The following is a 20,021-nucleotide window of genomic DNA, read 5'->3' as shown; positions in this document are numbered from 1 at the left end:
CTCCGGGGCGAGGTGGCGGGCGGGGAAACTGCGGACGGGGAAACCGCAGGCTGCGCCCTTGCCGAAGCTCCGGGACGGGATGCGGTGTCGGGCGTTTTCGAGGAACTGGCCGGCGGGGCGGTGGGAGAGGTTCTCTTCGCCGAAGCAGCGGCACCCTTGCCAACCGAATCAGCCTGGCCGGTGCCGCCAGCACCCCGGCTGACCGAATCAGTCCGGCTCGTGCCGCCAACGCCCCTGCCTGTTGCGTCAGTCCGGCCTGTGGTGCCGGCGCGCCTGCCAACTGCGTCTGCTTGGCCGGTGCTGGCAGCGCTCCTGCTGGCAGCGTTGGTCTGGCCTGTGGTGCCAGTGCCCCTGCTGACTGAATCGGGCCGTCCTGTGGTGGCGGACCCTGTGCCGAGCGCGTTGACCCGGCCGGTGCTGGTAGTGCTCTTGCTGGTCGCGTCGGCCCGGTTGGTGCTGGTCGCGCTTCTGCCGACTGGATCGGCACCGGTTGTGGCAGGGTCGCTGTCTGTGGCAGACCCTTGGCGTGAGCCCTTGATGGCCTGGTTGGGCCTTGGGGGCTCGGTTGGTCCGTAGGCGTCGCCGAGGGCTTGGGGGCTGCTGAGGTCTGCGCCGCCTGAGGTCAGTCTCCTGGCGACCGCCACGGCTCCGACCTCGCGTGGCATGCCCACTTCCGCCCAGGTCAGGCCGCCGGGCGTGATGTCGCTGGGCCGGGCGGTGCCGGGGTCGATCACCCGGATGTTGCCGACTCCGCTGGCGGCCAGCAGTGCGACGATCTGGGCTCCGACGCGGCCGGCCCCGTAGACCCGGATCCGGCTGCTCCTGCGGTGGGCGAAGCGGGCGATCACGCCGTCTGGGGCGGTGGAGGCGAGGTCGAGGGCGTCCAGGTCGGGTTTGAGGCGGTCTCTCTCGGCCAGAGGGAGATCGCGAAGGGGGCCGGGGTCGGTGCCGGCGTCGTGGAGGGCGCCTTGGACGGCCAGTTGGTTGAGCAGGGATCTGGCGCGGACTTCGTCGAGACCCGCGAGTGCGGCTTCGCGCAGGACGCAGTCGAGCTCCCGGGTGCCGTCGAGGCTCTCGACCCATTCCCGGACGGGTGGAGTCAGGCCGCTCAGCATGACCGCTCGAAGGGGGTGCACGCCGTATTGGAGGGTCTGCTCGTTGCGGAGGATGCGGCGGAGGGCGGGCTTCAGACGTGGCCTCATGGCGGGAAGGTTTCCACGCTTGAGCAAGATCCCGAGCGGGTTCGGTGAGGGCTGTGGATAACTATGCTCATCAGGGATCGCCTGTGGACAGGGCGCTGATCGTTAGACCGAGACCAAGTGGGTCAGAGCCGACAAAGGCGAAGCTCGAGTGATCGCATCGGGCGCACGGTCAAGCCGGTCAGCGGAGCAGCAGGATCATCAGCCGCGCCGAGGAATCCGGATGTTGCCGGGCGATGGGCGACGCCGGGTACTGCCGGGCGACCGGGGCGACCGAGGGGGCGGGCGCCCCGGCAGCAGGCAGCAGGCCATGGGCAACAGGCGATGCGGGGCATGGGCAACGCCGGGAACCGCCGGGCTCCGGGGCCTCGGGCGCGGGTGTCGCCGGGCAACAGGGCTTCGAGGCAACAAGGCAACAGGCGATGCGGGGCATGGGCAACGGGCGCGGGTAACGGGCGGTGGGTGATGGATGACGGGTGGCGGGAGAGGGTGGGTGGAGAGGCTTATGGGTGCTGGTGGTGTTGCGGTGCGTTCGAGGGCGTTCGGATCACCCCGATGGCCGGGCGCGTTACGCTTCCCCGCATGAGCGAGCTCTTGGTCGATCGCACAGATGACGGCGTCGTACTCGTCACCCTCAACCGCCCCGACATCCGCAACGCCATGACCGACGCCATGACCGCCCAATGGCACCAGACCATGTCCGACCTGGCCAAGGAGAGGACCGCCCGCTGTCTCGTCGTCACCGGAGCCGGTACGGCCTTCTCCTCCGGCGGTGACCTCTCCTGGCTGGGCGAACGGGGTACGGAGACCGTGCCGCACCTGCGTGACCGGATGCTCGCCTTCTACCGCACCTGGCTGACGATCACCGAGCTCGAGATCCCCACCATCGCCGCCGTCAACGGCCCGGCCGTCGGCGCGGGGCTGTGCGTGGCGCTGGCCTGCGACCTCGTGTACGCCGCCGACGACGCCAAGCTCCTCGCCCCCTTCACCAGCCTGGGCCTGCACCCGGGGATGGCGGCCACGTACCTGCTGCCGAGGCGCGGAGGTCCGGGGCTGGCGCGGGAGATGCTGCTGACGGGCCGCACGTTGTCCGGTGGGGAAGCAGCAGCTAAAGGGCTGGTAAACGAATCTTTCCCGAAAAATGACCTAATGTCGGAAGTGCGGGCCATCGCCATGAAGATCGCCCAGAACGCACCCATTGCCACAAGGCTCACCAAAGTCGCCCTAAATCAAGATCACCAAGACCTGGAAACCGCGCTGAGGTGGGAATCCTTGGCTCAGCCGGTGACCATGGCGTCCGCCGACATGATCGAGGGCCTGGCCGCGCATCGGGAAAGGCGCATGCCCAAATTCACCGGCTCTTAATCATCTGACCAGCAGAAACAACGTCCACCCTCTGTGGAATTTCGCCAGTCTCGGCTACCGTGCATATGTGCCCCCCGAGACAGTCGAGGTCCGTCGAAGTTCTCGTCGCCGGCGTACGGTTTCCGCCTATCGCGACGGCGACAAGACGATCGTGCTCCTGCCGGCCTGGCTGAGCGGCGAAGACGCGGATGAATGGGTGAGCCGGATGCTCGATCGGCTGGCCGCCAAGGAACGCCGGCGAAGGCCGACCGACGAGGCTCTGCTGGAGCGAGCCAAGGAGCTGTCGGTGAAATATCTCGACGGCAAGCCCGACCCCGTGAGCGTGCGCTGGGTCGACAACCAGCACCACCGCTGGGGCTCGTGCACCCCGGAGAACGGCACGATCAGGATCTCGACCCGGCTCAAGGGCCTGCCCGAGTGGGTCATCAACTACGTGATCATCCACGAGCTCGTGCACCTGCTGGTGCCCAGCCATGGGGCCGCGTTCTGGGCGCTGGTAGAACAGTATCCCAAGGCGGAGCGGGCACGCGGGTTCCTCGAAGGCTTCTCCGCCGCGGCCCACACGGCACCGGAGGAGTGTTGACGCGCATCGCCGCGGTCCTCGTACGACAGCACATGGCACAAGCGGCGCCCCCCGGCGTCGACCCCGGAAAGTTCCTCGAGGCGGTGGCCGAGGACACCTACGAGATGGTCGCCGGGCTCGAACTCGTCACCCCGGTCCTGATCACCAGCGTCCCCGGCCTCGACGACATCGTCTGGCCGGGCACCGAAGTGATCGACATCGACGACGGCGAGTCCCTGAAGCACATCCTCGGCCGGCTGCGCGGAGACCAGGTCGCCGTCATCAACGCCGACGCCCCCGACCTGCCGCCCCTGCTGGTCGGCAAGTTGTTCAGGGAGTTGGGCAGGGCCGAGATCACGATCTGTCCCGCGGAGAACGGCGGCGCCGTCGCCATGGCCTGCGCGCTGCCCGCGCCGGAATGGGCGGCCCCCGACCTGGACGCCGCCGACGTGGCCGCCGCGCTCCGCGCCCAGGCCCCCGGCCCTCGCAAGGTCGCGACCACGCCGGGCTGGCACCGCCTGCGCACCCCCGAAGACGTCGAACGCCTCGACCCCGGCCTCGAAGGCTGGGACAACACGAGGGCTCTGGTAACGCCGGAGCCCTGGTAACGGTCAGGGGATGGTGAGCTGTGCCAGCACTGCGCGGTGATCGGTGCCCGGCACGTCGCGCACGCTGACCTCCCGCACCCCGATCCGCTCGTCCACCAGCACGTGGTCGATGGTGATGATCGGCGGCACCCGCTTGTTCGCTGGCCACGTCGGGATCAGGCCGGCCCCCACCTGGTCGGCCGCGTCCTTGTAGCCGCGCGACAGCAGCCCGCGCATGGCCGCGTGGTCGAGCGAGGCGTTGAAGTCGCCCGCGATGATGCGGATCACGTCGGGAGAGGTGGCGGGGAAGGCCGCCAGGGCCCTGTTCCACTCGCTGACCTGCGGTCCCAGCGGCGGGAACGGATGCGCGTCGATGAACTCGATCGTCTTCCCGCCGGGCAGCGAGATCCTGGCCGCGGGCATCTGGTGCCCGATGGGCGGCATCAGGTTCTCCAGCTCCTGCGCCGGATGCTTGGAGTAGAGGCCGCTCCCGCCGGCGCTCCACTCGTCGTAGAGCACCCGGTGGGGCATCAGCTCTTTGAGCCCGGCCGCGTCGAGATCGGTGACCGCGCCCGGGGTCAGCTCCTGGGTGCTCAGCACGTCGGGGTCGAACTCGCGTACGAGCCGCATGATGGTCGCCGTGTCGGCCCTGCCGAACAGCATGTTGATCGTCATGACCTTGAACGGCCGGCCGGCCGTGGCCTCCGCCGTGCCCAGCGCCCTGGGCAGGACGCTGAAGCCGAGCGCGGTCGTGGCCAGCAGCGCGACCGCGGTCGCGGCGCGCTTGCGGCCGACCGCGGCGATCAGGAGGGGGACCAGCGAGCCCGCCGCGGCGTAGGGGGTCGCGGTCATGATCTGCGTGGGCAGCGAGCCGCGCTCGAGCCCGGCCACCCTGGCCACCGCCCAGGCGGCGAACGGTGTCACCGCCAGCCAGGTCAACGCCGTCCCGGGAAACTTCCTGCGCTTGCGTCGCGGTGTCACGATCGTGCCGCCGACGGCAGAAGTCTCCACGCAGGCCCTCCCTTTTGGAACGACGCAAAGGACTCTAGCCGAGCACGCGTGAACCTGAGTCAAGGGCGGCCTGTCCACGTTTGGCCAGGCGCCGCGTCGCCTCGTCGGAGAGCTCCGGGATCTGGTCGACGGGGAACCAGCGCAGGTCCAGCGACTCCTCGCTCATCACGGCCTCGGCGCCGGCGGGCGCGACGGCCGCGTATTCGACGTCGAGATGCCAGCTTCGCGGCGGATGGCACCACACCTCGTGCCTGTCGACCGCGAGCGGACCGGGAAGCAGCCTCAGGCCGGAGATCCCCGACTCCTCCCACGCCTCCCGCAGCGCCACCGCGGCGAGCGACGTGTCGGAGATCTCACAGTGGCCGCCCATGGGCAGCCACTTGCCGGCCTTCGGATGCAACGTGAGCAGCACCTGGGTCCCGTCGTGCGACAGCACCGCCGTCGTCGCCGTCAGATGCCCGGGCACGCACTCCCGCGTCATCGCGTCGTCATGGGCCCGCAGGTGCCCGAGGAACTCCACGCGCAGCGCCTCCTCCTCGGGGGTGGGGGCGGTCCAGCCGGACAGCACCGCCACCGCGTCGTGGTGCAGGCTCAACTCTTGTCGCCCTCGTCGTCGTCCGGCTTGGCCTCGAGCTGGGAGATGTCCCAGGCGGCCTCACCGCGTACGAACGCCTCGGGGTCGTCGAGATCGTCGGCCGTCGGCATGAGGTCGGGGTGGCCCCACAGCGCGTCGCGCCCCTCGAGGCCGCGCCCGGTCTCCAGAGCCCGCCACAGCGCCGCGGCCTCGCGCAGCCGCCTGGGCCGCAGCTCCAGCCCGACCAGCGTGCCGAACGTGAGCTCGGCGGGCCCGCCGGTCGCACGCCGCCTGCGTACGGTCTCCGCCAGCGCCACGGCCGAGGGCAGCTTGCCCTCCGCGGCCTTGTCGACCACGGTGGCCACCCACCCCTCGACCAGCGCGAGCATCGTCTCCAGCCGCGCCAGCGCGGCCTTCTGCCGCTCGGTCTCCTCGGGCTTGAGCAGGTTGCCCCCGCTCAGCGCCTCCTGGATGGCCTCGGGGTTGTTGATGTCGAGCCCGCGGATCTGCTCCTCGAGCGCCGAGGTGTCGACCGTGATGCCCTTGGCGTATTCCTCGACCGCCCCCAGCAGGTGCGAACGCAGCCACGGCACGTGCTGGAACAGCCGGTGGTGCGCGGCCTCGCGCAGCGCCAGGTAGATCCTGATCTCGTCGGCCGGGATCTCCAGGCCCTCGCTGAACGAGGAGATCCCGCCGGGCAGCAGCGCGGCCGTGTCGGAAAGGGGCAGCCCGATGTCGGTGGTGCCGATGACCTCACGCGCCAGCGAGCCGAGCGCCTGCCCGATCTGCTGGCCGACCATCATGCCGCCCATCTGCTTGAGCATGCCCATGAGCGGCCCGGCCATCTGCTGGGCCTCGGGCGGCAGCCCGCTGCCGCCGAGCGCGCCGCCCATGGTGTCGACCATGCGCTCGGCGATCGGCTCGCACAGCTTGCGCCAGATCGGGATCGTGTTCTCGATCCACTCAGACCGGCTCCAGGCCTGCGGGTTGGACACGCCGCTCGGCAGCGTCGTCGCCTCGTTCAGCCACAGGTCGGCCAGGCTGAGCGCCTCGATGATCTGGCGGCGCTCGCCTTCCATGACACTCGGGTCGCCCTCGGCGACCACGGCGTGCCGGGCGATGTTCTTGGCCATGTCCCAGTTGACAGGGCCTGAACCCTGGGGCGCCGACAGCATGTCGGCGAACTGGCGCATCGCCTGAGCCATTTGCTCAGGGTTGCCGAACATGGCGAACGGGTTCTCGTTGGGGTCGTTTTCGCGACCTGGCAGGTCAGTCACCGCTCTACCTCGTGCAGGATGGAGGAGTCCACATCCGCCACGTTAGTCGTCCTACGGCGGATCAGTGCAAAGTGAGGACCTGGTGCCTACCTCGAAACGCCCGCGCCAACCCGTCGTCGCCGTAACGGGCGCGGCCTCCGGCCTAGGCCGTGAGCTGCTCGCAAGGCTCGTATCCTCCGCGGATTTCCGCAGAGTGGTGGCCATCGACGATGAACGCGGCGACGTCCAGGAAGCCACGTGGAGAGTGATCGACGTACGAGATCCGCTCTTGGCGAACCGGATCTCGGACATCGACGTCCTGGTCCATCTGGCCGGTGACTACGCCGTCGACTCCGACCCGGGGGAGCGGCGGGCGTACAACCTGCGTGCCGCCCAGACGGTGCTGACCGCCTGCGCCGCGGCCCGCGTGCGCCGGGTCGTGCTGGTCACGAGCGCGATGGTGTACGGCGCCGCGCCCGACAACGACGTGCCGCTGCCTGAGGACGCCCCCGTGGCGGCCGAGCCCGACACAGGCGTGGTGGGCGACTTCCTGGAGATCGAGTCCCTCGTCCGCCGCTCGCTGCGCAGCCACCCCGGCCTCGAGGTCACCGTGCTGCGCCCGGCCGCGGTCGTCGGCCCCGGCGTCGACACGGTGATCACCCGCCACTTCGAGTCGCCCAGGCTCCTGACGGTCAAGGGCTGCAACCCGCACTGGCAGTTCTGCCACATCGACGACCTGGTCTCGGTGCTGGACCTGGCGGCGCGCGGCGTCGTCACCGGCGTGGTCGCGGTCGGCTCCGACGGCTGGCTGGGGCAGGACCAGGTCGAGGAGCTGTCCGGCATCCGCAGCCTCGAGCTGCCGGCCGGGCTCACGTTCGGCACCGCCCAGCGGCTGCACCGGCTCGGCATCACCCCGGCTCCCGCGACCGACCTGCACTACGTCGTCTACCCCTGGGTCGTCGACTGCCTGACGCTGCGCGAGGCCGGCTGGAAGCCGTCGTGGACGAACGAGGCCGCGTTCGAGCAGTTGCTCGAGCTGCGCGAGAACAGGACGACCGTGGTCGGCAGGCGCCTGCCCGTCAAGGAGGCCACCCTCACCGCCGCCGGCGCCACGGTGGCCGTCATCGGCACGGCGGCGATCGTCCGCCAGGTGCGCAAGAAGCGCCGTTCGTGAAGACGGCCGTTCGCAAGGTGCGTAATAAGCGCCGCTGCCAAAGGTTAGGCTCTTTCCGTGGACGTCATCCGTTTGCTCGGCATTCGCGATACCGCGTTGTCCGTTGACGAGGTGCTGGCCGCCGTGGGCGACCACGCCGCGGGCGGGACCACGTTCTTCGTGGGCACCGTGCGTGAGCAGGACCACGGCAAGGCGGTGACCAGGCTCTCCTACTCGGCGCACCCTTCGGCGGAGGCCGAGCTGCGGCGGGTGGCGGAGAAGGTGGCCGCCGACTTCCCGGTGACCGCGCTGGCCGCCGTCCACCGGGTGGGCGATCTGGAGCTGGGCGACGCGGCCGTCGTCGTCGCGGTGGCGGCGCCCCACAGGGACGAGGCGTTCAAGGCCGCGCGCCGCCTGATCGACGACCTCAAGGCGGAGGTCCCCATCTGGAAGCACCAGGTGTTCGCCGATGGCGAGACCGAGTGGGTCGGCGCCGGCGAATAGGCTCATCGACATGTCAAGACGCGCCCTGACGCTGCTGCTCGCGGGATTTCTCGTGCTCGCGCTGGGTGTGCTGGGCGCGTTCCAGCCGGTCCCGTACGTCGTGCTGAGCCCGGGCCCGACGGAGAACACCATCGGCGAGGTCGACAAGAAGCCGGTGATCTCGATCAAGGGCAGGGAGACCTACCCGACCAGCGGCGCGCTGAGCCTGGTCACGGTCGCCTACCAGGGCGGCCCCGCCGCCAAGATCGACCTGTTGACGGCCCTGCGCGGCTGGCTCGACCCGACCGTGGCGGTGGTCCCGCAGGAGACGATCTTCGCTCCCAACCGCGACCCCAAGGAGGTCGAGGAGGAGAACACGGTCGAGATGACCAACTCCCAAGACTCCGCCACCGCCGCCGCGCTCACCGAGCTCAAGATCCCCTACAGCATGGTCGTCGGCGTGGTGTCCACGGAGAAGGGCAAGCCCGCCGACGGCAAGCTGCGCAAGGACGACGAGATCAACTCCGTCGACGGCAAGCCCGCCACCGACGTCAACGTCGTGAGCGACGCGGTCAAGGCCCACAAACCAGGCGACAGCGTGCGTTTCACCGTCACCCGGGGCAAGGAGAAGGTCGACGTCACCCTGCAGACGGTGGCGGGACCCAAGGGCCAGCCCCTGGTGGGCGTGCTGATGCAGGCGAAGTACAAGTTCCCGTTCGACGTCGACATCAACGTGGGCGACGTGGGCGGGCCCAGCGCCGGGCTGATGTTCTCGCTCGGCATACTCGACAAGCTCACCCCGGGCCCGCTGACCGGCGGCAAGCAGATCGCCGGCACCGGCACCATCGAGCCGACCGGGAAGGTCGGCCCCATCGGCGGGATCGCGCAGAAGATGGTCGGCGCCAAGAAGTCGGGCGCCACGATCTTCCTCACCCCCGCCGACAACTGCGCCGAGGCCATGAAAGCCGTGCCCGACGGGCTCCGGCTCGTCAGGGCCGACACGATGCACGACGCCGTTCTGGCGGTCGACGCGCTGCGCACGGGTAAGGGAAACGTGCCCGCGTGCGAGGCCGGATGAAACTTCTGGCGAACGCCGTGCGTTAGCCGTACGGCTGGCACTGCGGTGTAGGTTGCCAGACACGGACCGTTTCTTCATTACGACGAGGGGTTGGCCTTGAGCTTCCGGACCCCAGGAGCCGGCAGGGCGATGCGCTTGCCCCGCCGACCGCGACTGCTTCTGCCTGTAGCGATCGCTCTCGTGGCGATCGTGGCCCTGTTTTTCCTTTTTTCGGGGATTTATACCGACTATTTGTGGTTTGACTCGACCGGCTTCACGTCGGTCTTCAGCGGAGTGCTGCTGACCCAGATCGTGCTGTTCCTGGTCGGAGCCGCGCTGATGGTGGGCATCGCCGGCGGCAACATGCTGCTGGCCTTCCGGACCCGGCCGATGTTCGGCCCGGCGATCTTCGGCGGGGGCAGCGGCGCCGACCGCTACCGCATGGCGCTCGACCCCCATCGCAAGCTGATCTTCATCGTCGGAATGGGACTTCTCGCCCTCTTCTCCGGTTCCTCGTTCGCGGGGCAGTGGGAGACGTGGCTGAAGTACATCAACGGTGCGACGTTCGGCCAGCAGGACAAGTTGTTCGGGATGGACATCTCGTTCTTCATGTTCGACTACCCGTTCATCCGGATGGTGCTGAACTTCCTGTTCACCGCCGTGATCATCTCGATCGCGCTGGCGGCGATCACGCACTACCTCTACGGCGGGTTCCGCCTGCAGTCGCCCGGCGTGCACGCCTCGCGTGCGGCCCGGGTGCACCTGTCGGTGCTGCTGGGCGTCTTCGTCCTGCTCAAGGCCATCGCCTACTGGATCGACCGCTTCGGCCTGGTCTTCTCCGACCGCGGCTTCGTGCACGGCGCGTCCTACACCGACGTCAACGCCGTGCTGCCGGCCAAGACCATCCTCGCGATCATCGCGCTGATCTGCGCCGCGCTCTTCTTCGCCGGCGTGGTGCGCCCCGGTGGCATGCTGCCCGGGGTCTCCTTCGGCCTGCTCGTGCTCTCGGCCATCCTGATCGGCGGCGTCTACCCGGCGCTGGTCGAGCAGTTCCAGGTCAAGCCCAACCAGCAGGGCAAGGAGTCGGCCTACATCCAGCGCAACATCGAGGCCACACGCGAGGCGTTCAACGTCGACAAGACCGAGGTCGAGACCTACAACGCGCAGGCCGACCCGACCAAGGTCGAGACCAACGGCGACACCTCGGTCTCCGGCGTGCGCCTGCTCGACCCGGCGCTGGTCTCCTCCACCTACGAGCAGACGCAGCGCATCAGGGGCTTCTACAGCTTCGCCGACCCGCTCGACGTCGACCGCTACCCCGACAGCAGCGGCAAGCTGATCGACCACATCGTCGGCATCCGTGAGATCGCCGGCCCGGAGCAGAGCCAGAACAACTGGATCAACCGGGCCCTGGTCTACACCCACGGCTACGGCTTCGTCGCGGCGCCCGGCAACCAGGTCGACTCCAGCGGCCTGCCCGCCTACGACGCCAAGGACATGCCGGTCACCGGCCCGCTGGTGACCAGCACCCAGCTCAAGGAACCGCGCGTCTACTACGGCGAGAACGAAGGCGCGACCGAATACGTCATCGCCGGCGGCAACCCGAGCCGGCCGCAGGAACTCGACTACCCGAAGACGGGCGGCACGGGCCAGGAGAACACGACCTACACCGGCAAGGGCGGCGTGCCCGTCGGCTCGTTCCTCAACCGGCTCGTCTACGCCGCCAAGTACGGCGAGGCGAACATCGTGCTCTCCGGCGACGTCAACGACAACTCCAAGATCCTCTACGTCCGCAACCCGCGTGACAGGGTCCAGAAGGTCGCGCCGTTCCTGACGCTCGACGGCAACCCCTACCCGGCGATCATCGACGGGCGCATCCAGTGGATCGTCGACGGTTACACCACGTCCAACGACTACCCGTACTCGCAGAGCGAGAGTCTCGGCGACATGACGCGCGACACGTCCACCGACCGTCGCGTGATCGCCCAGCAGCCGAGCGACAAGATCAACTACATGCGCAACTCGGTCAAGGCCACGGTCGACGCCTACGACGGCACGGTCACGCTCTACGCCTGGGACAACAACGACCCGGTGCTCAAGACCTGGAGCAACGCCTTCCCCGGCACGATCCGCCCGGCCGCGGAGATGAGCGCCGAGCTGCGCCAGCACGTGCGCTACCCGGAAGACCTGTTCAAGGTGCAGCGCTACACCCTGTCGCGCTACCACATCACCGACCCGTCCGCCTTCTACAGCGGCCAGGACTTCTGGAACGTCCCCGGCGACCCGACCCAGGGCGACAAGAACATCAAGCAGCCGCCCTACTACCTGACCACCACGATGCCGGGCGGCACGCCGACGTTCTCACTGACGACGACGTTCGTGCCACGGCAGGGGCCCAACCTGGCGGCGTTCATGGCGGTCGACTCGTCGGCCGGCGGTGACTACGGCCGGATGCGCATCCTGCGCATGCCGTCCAGCACCCCCATCCCAGGCCCCGGCCAGGCGCAGAACGCCTTCCAGAGCCGCTTCGCCGGTGAGCTCAACCTGCTCGGCGTCGGCGCCTCGTCCGTCCGGTACGGAAACCTGCTGACGCTCCCGTACGCGGGTGGCCTGGTCTACATCGAACCGGTGTACATCCAGGTGGCCGCGGGCGGAGGCCAGGAGCCGTACCCGATCCTGCAGCGCGTGCTGGTGTCGTTCGGCACCAAGATCGGCGTGGCGCGCACACTGCAGGAGGCGCTGCAGGAGGTCTTCGGCGGTGAGCAGCAGCAACAACAGCAGCCCACCGACGAACAGGCCCAACAACCCAGCCAGTCCAACAGCGCTCTCAACACGGCGATCGGCAACGCCAAGAAGGCCTACTCGGACGCGCAGAAGGCCCTGCAGGCCAGCCCGCCCGACTGGGACGCCTACGGCGACGCCCAGAAGCGGCTGGAGGAGGCCCTGAAGGCGCTGGAGGGGGCGAACGTGCAGACGACGCCCACGGCCAGCCCGTCGGCGTCACCGTCCGCCTCACCCTCGCCCTCGGGGTCGCCGTCGGCGTCACCGAGCGCCTCGCCAACGGTGTCCCCGTCACCGACGGGATCACAAGCGGGAGGCACCTCCTAGCGCATTCGATTTGCGCCCACCCTGCGCCGCCGGTAGCCTTACAGAGCACGACGACGCGGGGTGGAGCAGTTCGGTAGCTCGCTGGGCTCATAACCCAGAGGTCGCAGGTTCAAATCCTGCCCCCGCTACCACTCACGAGAGGCCCGGAATCCGGAAACGGATGCCGGGCCTTTTCGTATTGGCCGCCCGTATATTCGGCGGCGCAATACGGCGGGCAATTCCGAATGCCGGGGCGTCCGGAGGTGTCTGTGGTCGGAGGACTCCTCCGGGTCCTGTAGAGTTCTTATTAACACACCGACGCGGGGTGGAGCAGTTCGGTAGCTCGCTGGGCTCATAACCCAGAGGTCGCAGGTTCAAATCCTGTCCCCGCTACCAAAAAGAAGTCCCTGGTCACCGGTTCATCCGGCGGCCAGGGACTTCTTCGTTGTTGCGTGACCCGGAGCACGGGTTCACGATGGTGTTTGCGTCGGGGGCTGGGCAGCAGGGGGGGAGATCCTGATGCCGCCATCACGTACGGCGGGCGATGACGCGCGCGACAACAGCGAGGTCCAGACCTACGGCACCGCGTATTCCGCGCGGGTCGGAGGGAGCGTGAGCGGCCAGGTGGTGGTCGGCGACCACAACGTGGTCGTGCACGCCGCCGAGGGCTCCTCCGTCGCCGTGCGGGAGGAGGGCCCGCCCACGCTGCGGCGCAGGCGGCGGCCCGCCATCGGCTGGGCCGGGCGGAGCGGGCAGGCGCCGGTCGGGCGGGAGGCGGAGCTGGCCGAGATCGGGGCCCGGCTCGCCGACGGGGTGGCCGTGCAGGTCGCCGGGCCGCCTGGGGCCGGCAAGACCACCGTGCTGCGCCGGATCGCCGACGATCGGCGGCGCGACGGGGAGGATGTGCTGTGGGTGTCCGCTGCGGGGCTGAGCGCGGAGGACGTCCTGCAGGAGCTGTTCGAGGCCGGCTACGACGTTTCGGGCTACCGGCCCGAGCCGCGCCAGTTCCGGTGGCTGATGGGCTCGATCCGGGCGCTGGTCGTCGTGGACGACTTCGAGGGGACCGCCGACGACCTCGGCACACTGCTCGACGCGCTGCCGGCCTGCGACGTGCTCGTCGCCTCGGTCGAACGGTCGAACCACGGGCTGGGGCGGTTCGTGGCGTTGCCGGGGCTGGCGTACGAGGCGGCCGCCGAGCTCATCGCCCGGGAACTGGGACGTCCCCTGGACGTCGATGAGCAGGCCGCCGCGCGGGGGCTCTGGGAGGCCGTACACGGGCATCCGCTCGCGCTCGTCCAGGCCGCCGCGTTCGGGCTGGCGGCGGCGGCCGACCCGGAACGGCTCGCGCCCGCCGTCGCCACAAGCCTCGGAGACCCGGAACGTACGGTGCTGGCGGCGCTGCGCCTGTTACGAGGGGTGCCGGTGCCCGTCGCCGTGCTGGCCGCCCTCACCGAGCACGCGGAGCTGGGCGAGCCGCTCGCCGAGCTGGAGCGGGTTCGCCTGATCGAGACCGGTTCCGGCGGGGTCGCCCTGGCCGGGAGCCTCGGTGACGCGGTCGCCGCGCACGCCGGGGCGCGGGTGGCGGTCGCGGAGATGGCGGCCAGGACGCTCGGCTGGGTGAGCGGGCGAGCCACGCTCGGCGACGTGGCCGGGGCCGCGCCGGCGCTGCGGCGCCTCATGGAGTCGGCCGCCGCCCTGGGCGAGCACGACCTCGTACGCGGCCTCGCCCGCGCCGTGACGCCCGCCCTGCACAGGACGCTCCGCTGGGGCGCGGGCCGGGAGATCCTGGCCCTGGGACGGACGTCGGCGCACGCGGTGGGCGCGGCGGACGACGAGGCGTACTTCGCGCACGAGCAGACGGCGTTCGAACGGGCCCTCGGCAAGGGGGCGGCGGTGGGAGCGCTGGCCGGCCTCGCCATGGGCGCCGGGCACTACACCGGTACGACCGCCGCGACGACATCCGTGACCGGCGCGAGCGCCGGCGCGGGCACCGGCACCGCGGCGACCGGCGCGGGCACCGGCACGGCGACGGCCGGCGGGGTGTCGGCCGTGGTCACGAGCCCGGTGGCCATCGGCACCTTGGCGGCGGTGGTCGTCGCCGGGGCCGTCGGCCTGGTGGTCCTCCGCCCGTCCCCGCCCCCGGTCGCGAACCCGCGGCCGGTGGCCGTCACCTCCTCTCTCCGCACGCCCACGCCCACGCCTACGCCCACCCCGTCCCCGCGCCGGGAATCCCCGGGCCCGCCGGCCGGCGGCACCGTCGCGCCCCCTCCCATGACCACCACGCTCGATCCGCCCACCAGCGCGCCCCCCTCGGCCACCCCGTCGCGGCAGCGGGCCAAGCCCCCGACGCGCAGGAGCACCCCCCAGCGGTCGACCACCGCCCCGCCGACGGAACGCCGGACCCCGAAAAAGCAGACGCGAGCCCCCGAACCGCGGACTCCAGAACCCCAGACCCCGGAGCCGGAGCCCGCCGAGCCGGTCGAGGAGCCCCCGCGCCTGCTCGGCCCCGTCGACTTCGCCGCCTACTGCCGCTCCCAGAACCACGACGATGCGCGACTCGACGGCGACAAGGCCTACGACTGGCGCTGCACCTCGTCCGGCGGCTCGGTCACGATCCCGATGACCAGCGCCTGCCGCCACCAGTACGGCACCGAGAACGCCATCGACCGCATCATCGACTACCACCGCCCCGACTCGTGGGAGTGCTGGAAGGTCACCAGGCTCCTCGGCCCGGTGGACATGGACGCCTTCTGCCGCTCACAAGGCCACGACGGCGCGCGCCGCACCGGGGACACGGCCTACGACTGGCGCTGCGAGACCGCGGACGGCCTCGCCTCCCTGTCCGTCGCCGAAGCCTGCCGCCACCAGTACGGTGTCGGCGTCGCCATCGACCGCATGGCCGACTTTCACCGCCCCGACTCCTGGGAATGCTGGGCCTGAGCCGTTGCCCAGCTCATCACAGCAGTGATTACATGATTACATGACTGAAGAAGGAGTGCCCACACTCTACGAATGGGCCGGTGGCGGCGAGGCTTTCGAGCGGCTCACCGAGGTGTTCTACCGCAGTGTGGTCAAGGATGAGCTGATCGGCCCGCTGTTCGCCCATATGGACCCGGACCACCCGAAACACGTGGCGTTGTGGCTCAGTGAGGTCTTCGGCGGCCCCGACCGTTACACCCAGGAGCGCGGCGGCTATTCCAACATGCTCCGCCACCACCTCGGCATGGCCATCACCGAGCCGCAACGCCGCAGGTGGGTGAGCCTGCTCATGGACGCGGCCGACGAGGCCGGGCTGCCCGACGACCCCGAGTTCAGGGCGGCGTTCGCCGGCTACATCGAATGGGGCACCCGGCTGGCCAGGCACAACTCCCAGCCGGGCGCGACGCCTCCGCCGAGCGCTCCGGTGCCGCACTGGGGCTGGGGGGTGGCGCCGCCGTACCAGCCGTAACCTGGAGGAATGGGAGGCAGGTCCAGGGGGCGGCTGCGCGTCTACCTGGGTGCGGCGCCCGGGGTGGGCAAGACGTACGCCATGCTGAGCGAGGCGCGCCGTGCCGCCGAGCGCGGCAGGGACGTGGTCGTGGGTTTCGTCGAGACCCACGGCCGGGCCCGTACCGCCCGCCTGCTCGAAGGGCTGGAGACGCTGCCGAGGCGGACGCTGGCGTATCGAGGGGCGGCGTTCACCGAGCTCGACGCCGACGCGGTCGTCGAGCGCGCGCCCAAGGTCGCCCTGATCGACGAGCTCGCCCACACGAACGTCCCCGGCTCCCGCAACGCCAAGCGCTGGCAGGACATCGAGGAGATCCTGGACGCCGGGATCGACGTCGTCACCACCGTCAACGTCCAGCACCTCGAATCGCTGAACGACGTGGTCGAGCAGATCACGGGGGTGGCGCAGCGGGAGACCGTACCGGACGAGGTGGTGCGGCGGGCCGACCAGATCGAGCTGGTCGACATGTCGCCCGAGGCGCTGCGGCGGCGGATGGCCCACGGCAACGTCTATCCGCCCGAGCGCGTGGACGCCGCGCTCGCCAACTACTTCAGGGTCGGCAATCTGACCGCTCTGCGGGAGCTCGCCCTGCTCTGGGTAGCGGACAAGGTGGACGAGCAACTCGACCGTTACCGTACGGACCACTCCATCGCGGGCACCTGGGAGGCGCGCGAGCGCGTGCTGGTCGCGCTCACGGGAGGGCCGGAAGGCGACACGCTCGTACGCCGGGCCGCGCGCATCGCCGGCCGCAGCAAGGGCGCCGACCTGCTGGCTGTGCACATCACCAGCGCCGACGGCCTGGCCACCGGCGGCGACCCCGCCAACCTCGTACGCCAGCGCACGCTCGTCGAGAACCTGGGCGGGACCTACCACCAGCTCGTGGGCGACGACGTGCCACGCGCGCTGCTCGAGTTCGCCCATGGCGTGAACGCCACCCAGCTCGTGCTCGGGGCGTCGAGGGGGCGGCGGTTCCTGTCGCGCGGCGTGGGTGTGACGACGGCCGCGTTGTCGGGGTCGATCGACGTCCACATCGTCCCGCACGAGGCGACCAGGAAGGGGCGCGGGCGGGGGCGGGCGGAGGCGGCGCTGACGCGTACCCGGCGGTTGTCCGGCTGGGGGCTGGCGCTGCTCGGGATGCCGCTGCTCACGGCGGCCCTCCGCCCGGCGGGACTGACGCTGCCCAGCGAGATCCTGCTCTTCCTGCTGCTCGTGGTGGGCGTCGCCCTGGCCGGCGGCATGTGGCCGGCGCTGACCGCGGCCGTGGTCGGGTTCGGGCTGCTCAACTGGTTCTTCACCCCGCCGCTGCACGCGTGGACGATCGCCGCGCCGGAGAACGTGCTCGCACTGGCCATCTTCATGCTGGTCGCGGCCATGGTCAGCACGGTCGTCGACCTGGCGGCCAGGCGCAGCAGGGAGGCGGCGCGCTCGCGGGCCGACGCCGAGGTGCTGTCCACGCTGGCCGGTCACGTGCTGCGCGGCGAGTCGGCGCTGCCGTCGTTGCTGGCGCGGATGCGCGAGACGTTCGGGCTGGCCTCGGTGACGCTGCTCGAACGAGGCGACGGGCCTGGCGACTGGCGGATCGTGGCCACCTCGGGCGGTGTGCCGGCCACGAGCCCCGGTACGGCCGACGCCGACGTCATGGTCGACGACGGGCTCGTGCTCGCCGCGCGCGGGCGGCTGCTCATGGCGAGCGATCGGCGGGTGCTGGAGGCGTTCGCGGCGGAGGCGGCCGTGGCGCTGCGGCAGCAGCGGTTGCGGGAGGCGGCCGAACGCGCCGAGCCGCTGGCCGAGGCCGACAGGATGCGCACGGCCCTGCTCGCCGCCGTCGGCCACGACCTGCGTACGCCGCTGGCCTCCGCCAAGGCCGCCGTCGAAAGCCTGCGCGGCACCGACGTCACCTGGTCCGACGAGGACCGCGCCGAACTGCTCGCCACCGCCGACGAGTCGCTGATCAAGCTGGACCGGCTCGTCGCCAACCTGCTCGACATGAGCCGCCTGCAGGCGGGCGTCCTGGGCGTGACCCTCGAACCCATGGCGATCGAGGACGTCCTGCCGCACGCCGTCGACGATCTCGGCCCGCTGGGCGACCGCCTCGCCGACGACATCCCGTCCGATCTACCCGAGTTCATGGCCGACCCGGCGCTGCTGGAGCGGGTGCTGGTCAACCTGATGGCGAACGCGGTCCGGCACAGTCCCGACGGTGAACCCGTACTGGTCAGCGCGAGCTGGCACGGCGAATACGTGGAGATCCGCGTCACGGACCGGGGCCCCGGCATTCCGCCAGAAGCGCATGAAAGGGTGTTCCTGCCCTTCCAGCGCCTCGGCGACCGCGACAACCACGCGGGCGTGGGGCTCGGCCTGGCGCTCTCGCGCGGTCTCACCGAAGCGATGGGCGGCACGCTCGTGCCGGAGGACACGCCCGGAGGAGGACTGACCATGACGATCTCGCTGCGGCGGGCCCCATGACCCGCGTACTGGTGGTGGACGACGAGCCGCAGATCCTGCGCGCGCTACGGGTGAATCTGGCCGCCAGGCAGTACGAGGTCGCGCTCGCCCCCGACGGCGGCAGCGCGCTGCGCCAGGCTGCGGAGTGGCATCCTGACCTGGTCATCCTCGACCTCGGCCTGCCCGACCTGGACGGCGTGGAGGTCATCGCGGGCCTGCGCGGCTGGACCTCGGTCCCGATCATCGTCCTGTCGGGACGCGCCGACAGCACCGACAAGGTGGACGCGCTCGACGCCGGCGCCGACGACTACGTGACCAAGCCGTTCAGCATCGACGAGCTGCTCGCGCGGGTGCGCGCCGTGACCCGCCGCACGGGTCAGCACGGCGAGGAGGTCGTCACGGTACGCCTCGGCGACCACGTCATCGACCTCGCCGACAAGACGATCTCGGGTGGGGTGCGCCTGACGCCCACGGAGTGGCACTTCCTGGAGATCCTGCTGCGCAACCCCGGCAAGCTGATCAGCCAGCGCCAGCTCCTGACGGAGGTCTGGGGCGCCTCCTACCTGAAGGAGACGCACTATTTGCGCCAGTACATGGCCCAGCTACGCCGCAAGCTCGAACGAGATCCCGCGCACCCGGTTCATCTGCTGACCGAGCCGGGTATGGGGTACCGGTTCCAGCCGTCCTCGTCCTGAGCGTCCTCAGGTCTTGATGAGCATCAGGACCGCTTTCTGCACGGCCCAGCCCAGCAACACGATCCCGAAGACGACCTGGGCGACGCGCATCCACGGCGCAGAGGACTGATCCGCGTAAATGACAACGCCGACCCACATCAGGCCAAAAATCCCGACCAGGATGACTGCTGCCCAGTTCAATCCTCGCTGCCACATATGCGAAGTCTTACAGCCGGTCCTCCAAGGGCGGGTATGCCCGAAGTTGTCATCCTGGCAGCGGACGGCAACGGACTGGCGGGCTACCGGGGGAGCCGGCGACCGGTGCCGACACAGCGGCGCAGGCGCATGTTCCGGGGGCGCTTCGGGGCCGACTCCTGCAGGCAGGCGAGAAGCGCGGCCGCCGTACGGGCGTCGGACAGGATGCGCTGCACGGCCTCACCGTCCTCCGGCAACTGACCACGCTCGGCGAGCTCGTCCTTGACGAAGGCCAGGGGGTCGGGCGCGCCCACCATGTCGGCCGCCACGGTCGCCCGCGCGGCCGTGAGGAGACGCAGATAGTGGGTACGCAGGACGGCCTCACGCGTCCGGGCGTGCTCGAGGTCGTCGATCAGCGTTCTGGCGACTCTCAGCAGGTCTCCAGCGTGGGTCGCCTCATCGGCGAGGAAGGCACGGATGTCGTCGAACTCCGAGCGGGTCATGGCGGACACCTCCGAGAGCGCAGTCTGCTCGTAGCTACTTCGTACAGAGGTGCGATTGCGGATGACTTGCGGTCGGCTTGCCTGGGGGTGTCGGTGAGGAGGTTCGTGGGAGAGGTTTGAGGGTCAGGTGGTGAGGGAACGACCTCATGATTACCTAAGTGGGCCTGAGCGAGGCCGCAGGGCTGCTAGAGTTGCTTCGCGCAGGGCGGCCAAGAGGTTCCTGGAACTTCTGAAGAGGCCCGGCAAATCCCACTACCTTCACGGTGATCCGCTGTGGTGCAAAGCACTTCGGATCGGCTGGTAAGTTAGAGGGGTTGTCTCCGAAAGGGGACAGAGCTTAATTCCCGCAGAACGAGCAGGGCCGGTCAATTTGACAGGGACTT

General features: G+C 70.1%; 17 protein-coding genes, 2 tRNA genes and 1 pseudogene. 14 read left to right on the top strand and 6 right to left on the bottom strand.

Annotated features, from left to right (window positions below):
• Positions 1–635 precede the first annotated feature (635 nt).
• Positions 636–848 (bottom strand): annotated as a pseudogene (locus AB0I15_RS58520) (ThiF family adenylyltransferase); the annotation flags it as partial.
• On the opposite strand from AB0I15_RS58520, the gene AB0I15_RS58515 reads away from it, so the two are divergent.
• The 4 genes from AB0I15_RS58515 to AB0I15_RS58500 all read left to right on the top strand — a co-directional run bounded on the left by AB0I15_RS58515 (position 828) and on the right by AB0I15_RS58500 (position 3,734).
• Positions 828–1,250 carry a hypothetical protein gene (locus tag AB0I15_RS58515; RefSeq protein ID WP_358117645.1) on the top strand — a complete coding sequence of 141 codons (423 nt, stop codon included), beginning with the start codon at positions 828–830 and terminating at the stop codon, positions 1,248–1,250. The pseudogene AB0I15_RS58520 and the gene AB0I15_RS58515 overlap by 21 nt on opposite strands.
• A gap of 531 nt (positions 1,251–1,781) precedes the next feature.
• Positions 1,782–2,564, top strand: coding sequence for an enoyl-CoA hydratase/isomerase family protein (locus AB0I15_RS58510; RefSeq protein ID WP_358117565.1), 783 nt, complete (start codon positions 1,782–1,784; stop codon positions 2,562–2,564).
• 67 nt (positions 2,565–2,631) lie between these two features.
• Positions 2,632–3,147: a M48 family metallopeptidase gene (locus AB0I15_RS58505; RefSeq protein WP_358117563.1), complete on the top strand. Its 516-nt coding sequence runs from the start codon at positions 2,632–2,634 to the stop codon at positions 3,145–3,147.
• Positions 3,144–3,734 (top strand): DUF2064 domain-containing protein, encoded by a 591-nt coding sequence (locus AB0I15_RS58500; protein WP_358117561.1) that lies wholly within the window; start codon positions 3,144–3,146, stop codon positions 3,732–3,734. The genes AB0I15_RS58505 and AB0I15_RS58500 overlap by 4 nt, the downstream gene beginning before the upstream one ends.
• Positions 3,735–3,737: 3 nt before the next feature.
• On the opposite strand, the gene AB0I15_RS58495 is transcribed toward AB0I15_RS58500, so the two are convergent.
• Genes AB0I15_RS58495 through AB0I15_RS58485 form a run of 3 tightly spaced genes read right to left on the bottom strand, consistent with a single transcriptional unit; the run spans position 3,738 to position 6,524 of the window.
• Entirely contained in the window at positions 3,738–4,724 is a 987-nt protein-coding gene (locus AB0I15_RS58495) for an endonuclease/exonuclease/phosphatase family protein (protein WP_358117558.1), read from the bottom strand.
• Between the two features lie 34 nt (positions 4,725–4,758).
• On the bottom strand, positions 4,759–5,319 hold the full coding sequence (locus tag AB0I15_RS58490; RefSeq protein ID WP_358117555.1) for an NUDIX domain-containing protein: 561 nt from the start codon (positions 5,317–5,319) through the stop codon (positions 4,759–4,761).
• Positions 5,316–6,524, bottom strand: coding sequence for a zinc-dependent metalloprotease (locus AB0I15_RS58485; protein ID WP_358117639.1), 1,209 nt, complete (start codon positions 6,522–6,524; stop codon positions 5,316–5,318). Before AB0I15_RS58485 ends, AB0I15_RS58490 begins: the two co-directional genes overlap by 4 nt.
• Before the next feature lie 130 nt (positions 6,525–6,654).
• Here AB0I15_RS58485 and AB0I15_RS58480 point away from each other — a divergent pair, with 130 nt between their 5' ends.
• The 10 genes from AB0I15_RS58480 (at position 6,655) to AB0I15_RS58435 (ending at position 18,961) form a co-directional block, all read left to right on the top strand.
• Positions 6,655–7,728: an NAD-dependent epimerase/dehydratase family protein gene (locus tag AB0I15_RS58480; protein ID WP_358117636.1), complete on the top strand. Its 1,074-nt coding sequence runs from the start codon at positions 6,655–6,657 to the stop codon at positions 7,726–7,728.
• A gap of 57 nt (positions 7,729–7,785) precedes the next feature.
• On the top strand, positions 7,786–8,211 hold the full coding sequence (locus tag AB0I15_RS58475) for a molybdenum cofactor biosynthesis protein MoaE (protein ID WP_358117552.1): 426 nt from the start codon (positions 7,786–7,788) through the stop codon (positions 8,209–8,211).
• 10 nt (positions 8,212–8,221) lie between these two features.
• Entirely contained in the window at positions 8,222–9,268 is a 1,047-nt protein-coding gene (locus AB0I15_RS58470; RefSeq protein WP_358117549.1) for a PDZ domain-containing protein, read from the top strand.
• Between the two features lie 129 nt (positions 9,269–9,397).
• The gene (locus tag AB0I15_RS58465) at positions 9,398–12,355 is read left to right on the top strand and encodes a UPF0182 family protein (RefSeq protein WP_358117547.1); all 2,958 of its coding nucleotides are present in this window, start codon (positions 9,398–9,400) and stop codon (positions 12,353–12,355) included.
• A gap of 54 nt (positions 12,356–12,409) precedes the next feature.
• Positions 12,410–12,486, top strand: a tRNA-Met gene (locus tag AB0I15_RS58460).
• A 167-nt stretch (positions 12,487–12,653) separates the two neighbouring features.
• Positions 12,654–12,730 (top strand) — tRNA-Met (locus AB0I15_RS58455).
• A gap of 123 nt (positions 12,731–12,853) precedes the next feature.
• On the top strand, positions 12,854–15,274 hold the full coding sequence (locus AB0I15_RS58450; protein ID WP_358117544.1) for a hypothetical protein: 2,421 nt from the start codon (positions 12,854–12,856) through the stop codon (positions 15,272–15,274).
• A 40-nt stretch (positions 15,275–15,314) separates the two neighbouring features.
• Entirely contained in the window at positions 15,315–15,782 is a 468-nt protein-coding gene (locus tag AB0I15_RS58445) for a group II truncated hemoglobin (RefSeq protein WP_358117541.1), read from the top strand.
• A 9-nt stretch (positions 15,783–15,791) separates the two neighbouring features.
• On the top strand, positions 15,792–18,287 hold the full coding sequence (locus AB0I15_RS58440; RefSeq protein ID WP_358117539.1) for an ATP-binding protein: 2,496 nt from the start codon (positions 15,792–15,794) through the stop codon (positions 18,285–18,287).
• Positions 18,284–18,961, top strand: coding sequence for a response regulator (locus tag AB0I15_RS58435; protein WP_358117537.1), 678 nt, complete (start codon positions 18,284–18,286; stop codon positions 18,959–18,961). The genes AB0I15_RS58440 and AB0I15_RS58435 overlap by 4 nt, the downstream gene beginning before the upstream one ends.
• Before the next feature lie 6 nt (positions 18,962–18,967).
• On the opposite strand, the gene AB0I15_RS58430 is transcribed toward AB0I15_RS58435, so the two are convergent.
• Both AB0I15_RS58430 and AB0I15_RS58425 read right to left on the bottom strand, forming a co-directional pair.
• Complete coding sequence (locus AB0I15_RS58430; RefSeq protein WP_358117535.1) at positions 18,968–19,156, bottom strand: hypothetical protein; 189 nt, start codon at positions 19,154–19,156, stop codon at positions 18,968–18,970.
• A gap of 83 nt (positions 19,157–19,239) precedes the next feature.
• Positions 19,240–19,638 carry a hypothetical protein gene (locus AB0I15_RS58425; RefSeq protein WP_358117532.1) on the bottom strand — a complete coding sequence of 133 codons (399 nt, stop codon included), beginning with the start codon at positions 19,636–19,638 and terminating at the stop codon, positions 19,240–19,242.
• Between the last annotated feature and the right edge of the window lie 383 nt (positions 19,639–20,021).

It is taken from the genome of Nonomuraea sp. NPDC050643 (genome assembly GCF_040654715.1).
Classification (GTDB): domain Bacteria; phylum Actinomycetota; class Actinomycetes; order Streptosporangiales; family Streptosporangiaceae; genus Nonomuraea.
The sequence above is the reverse complement of the archived record's forward strand: the minus strand, read 5'-3'. Positions and strand labels throughout refer to the sequence as shown.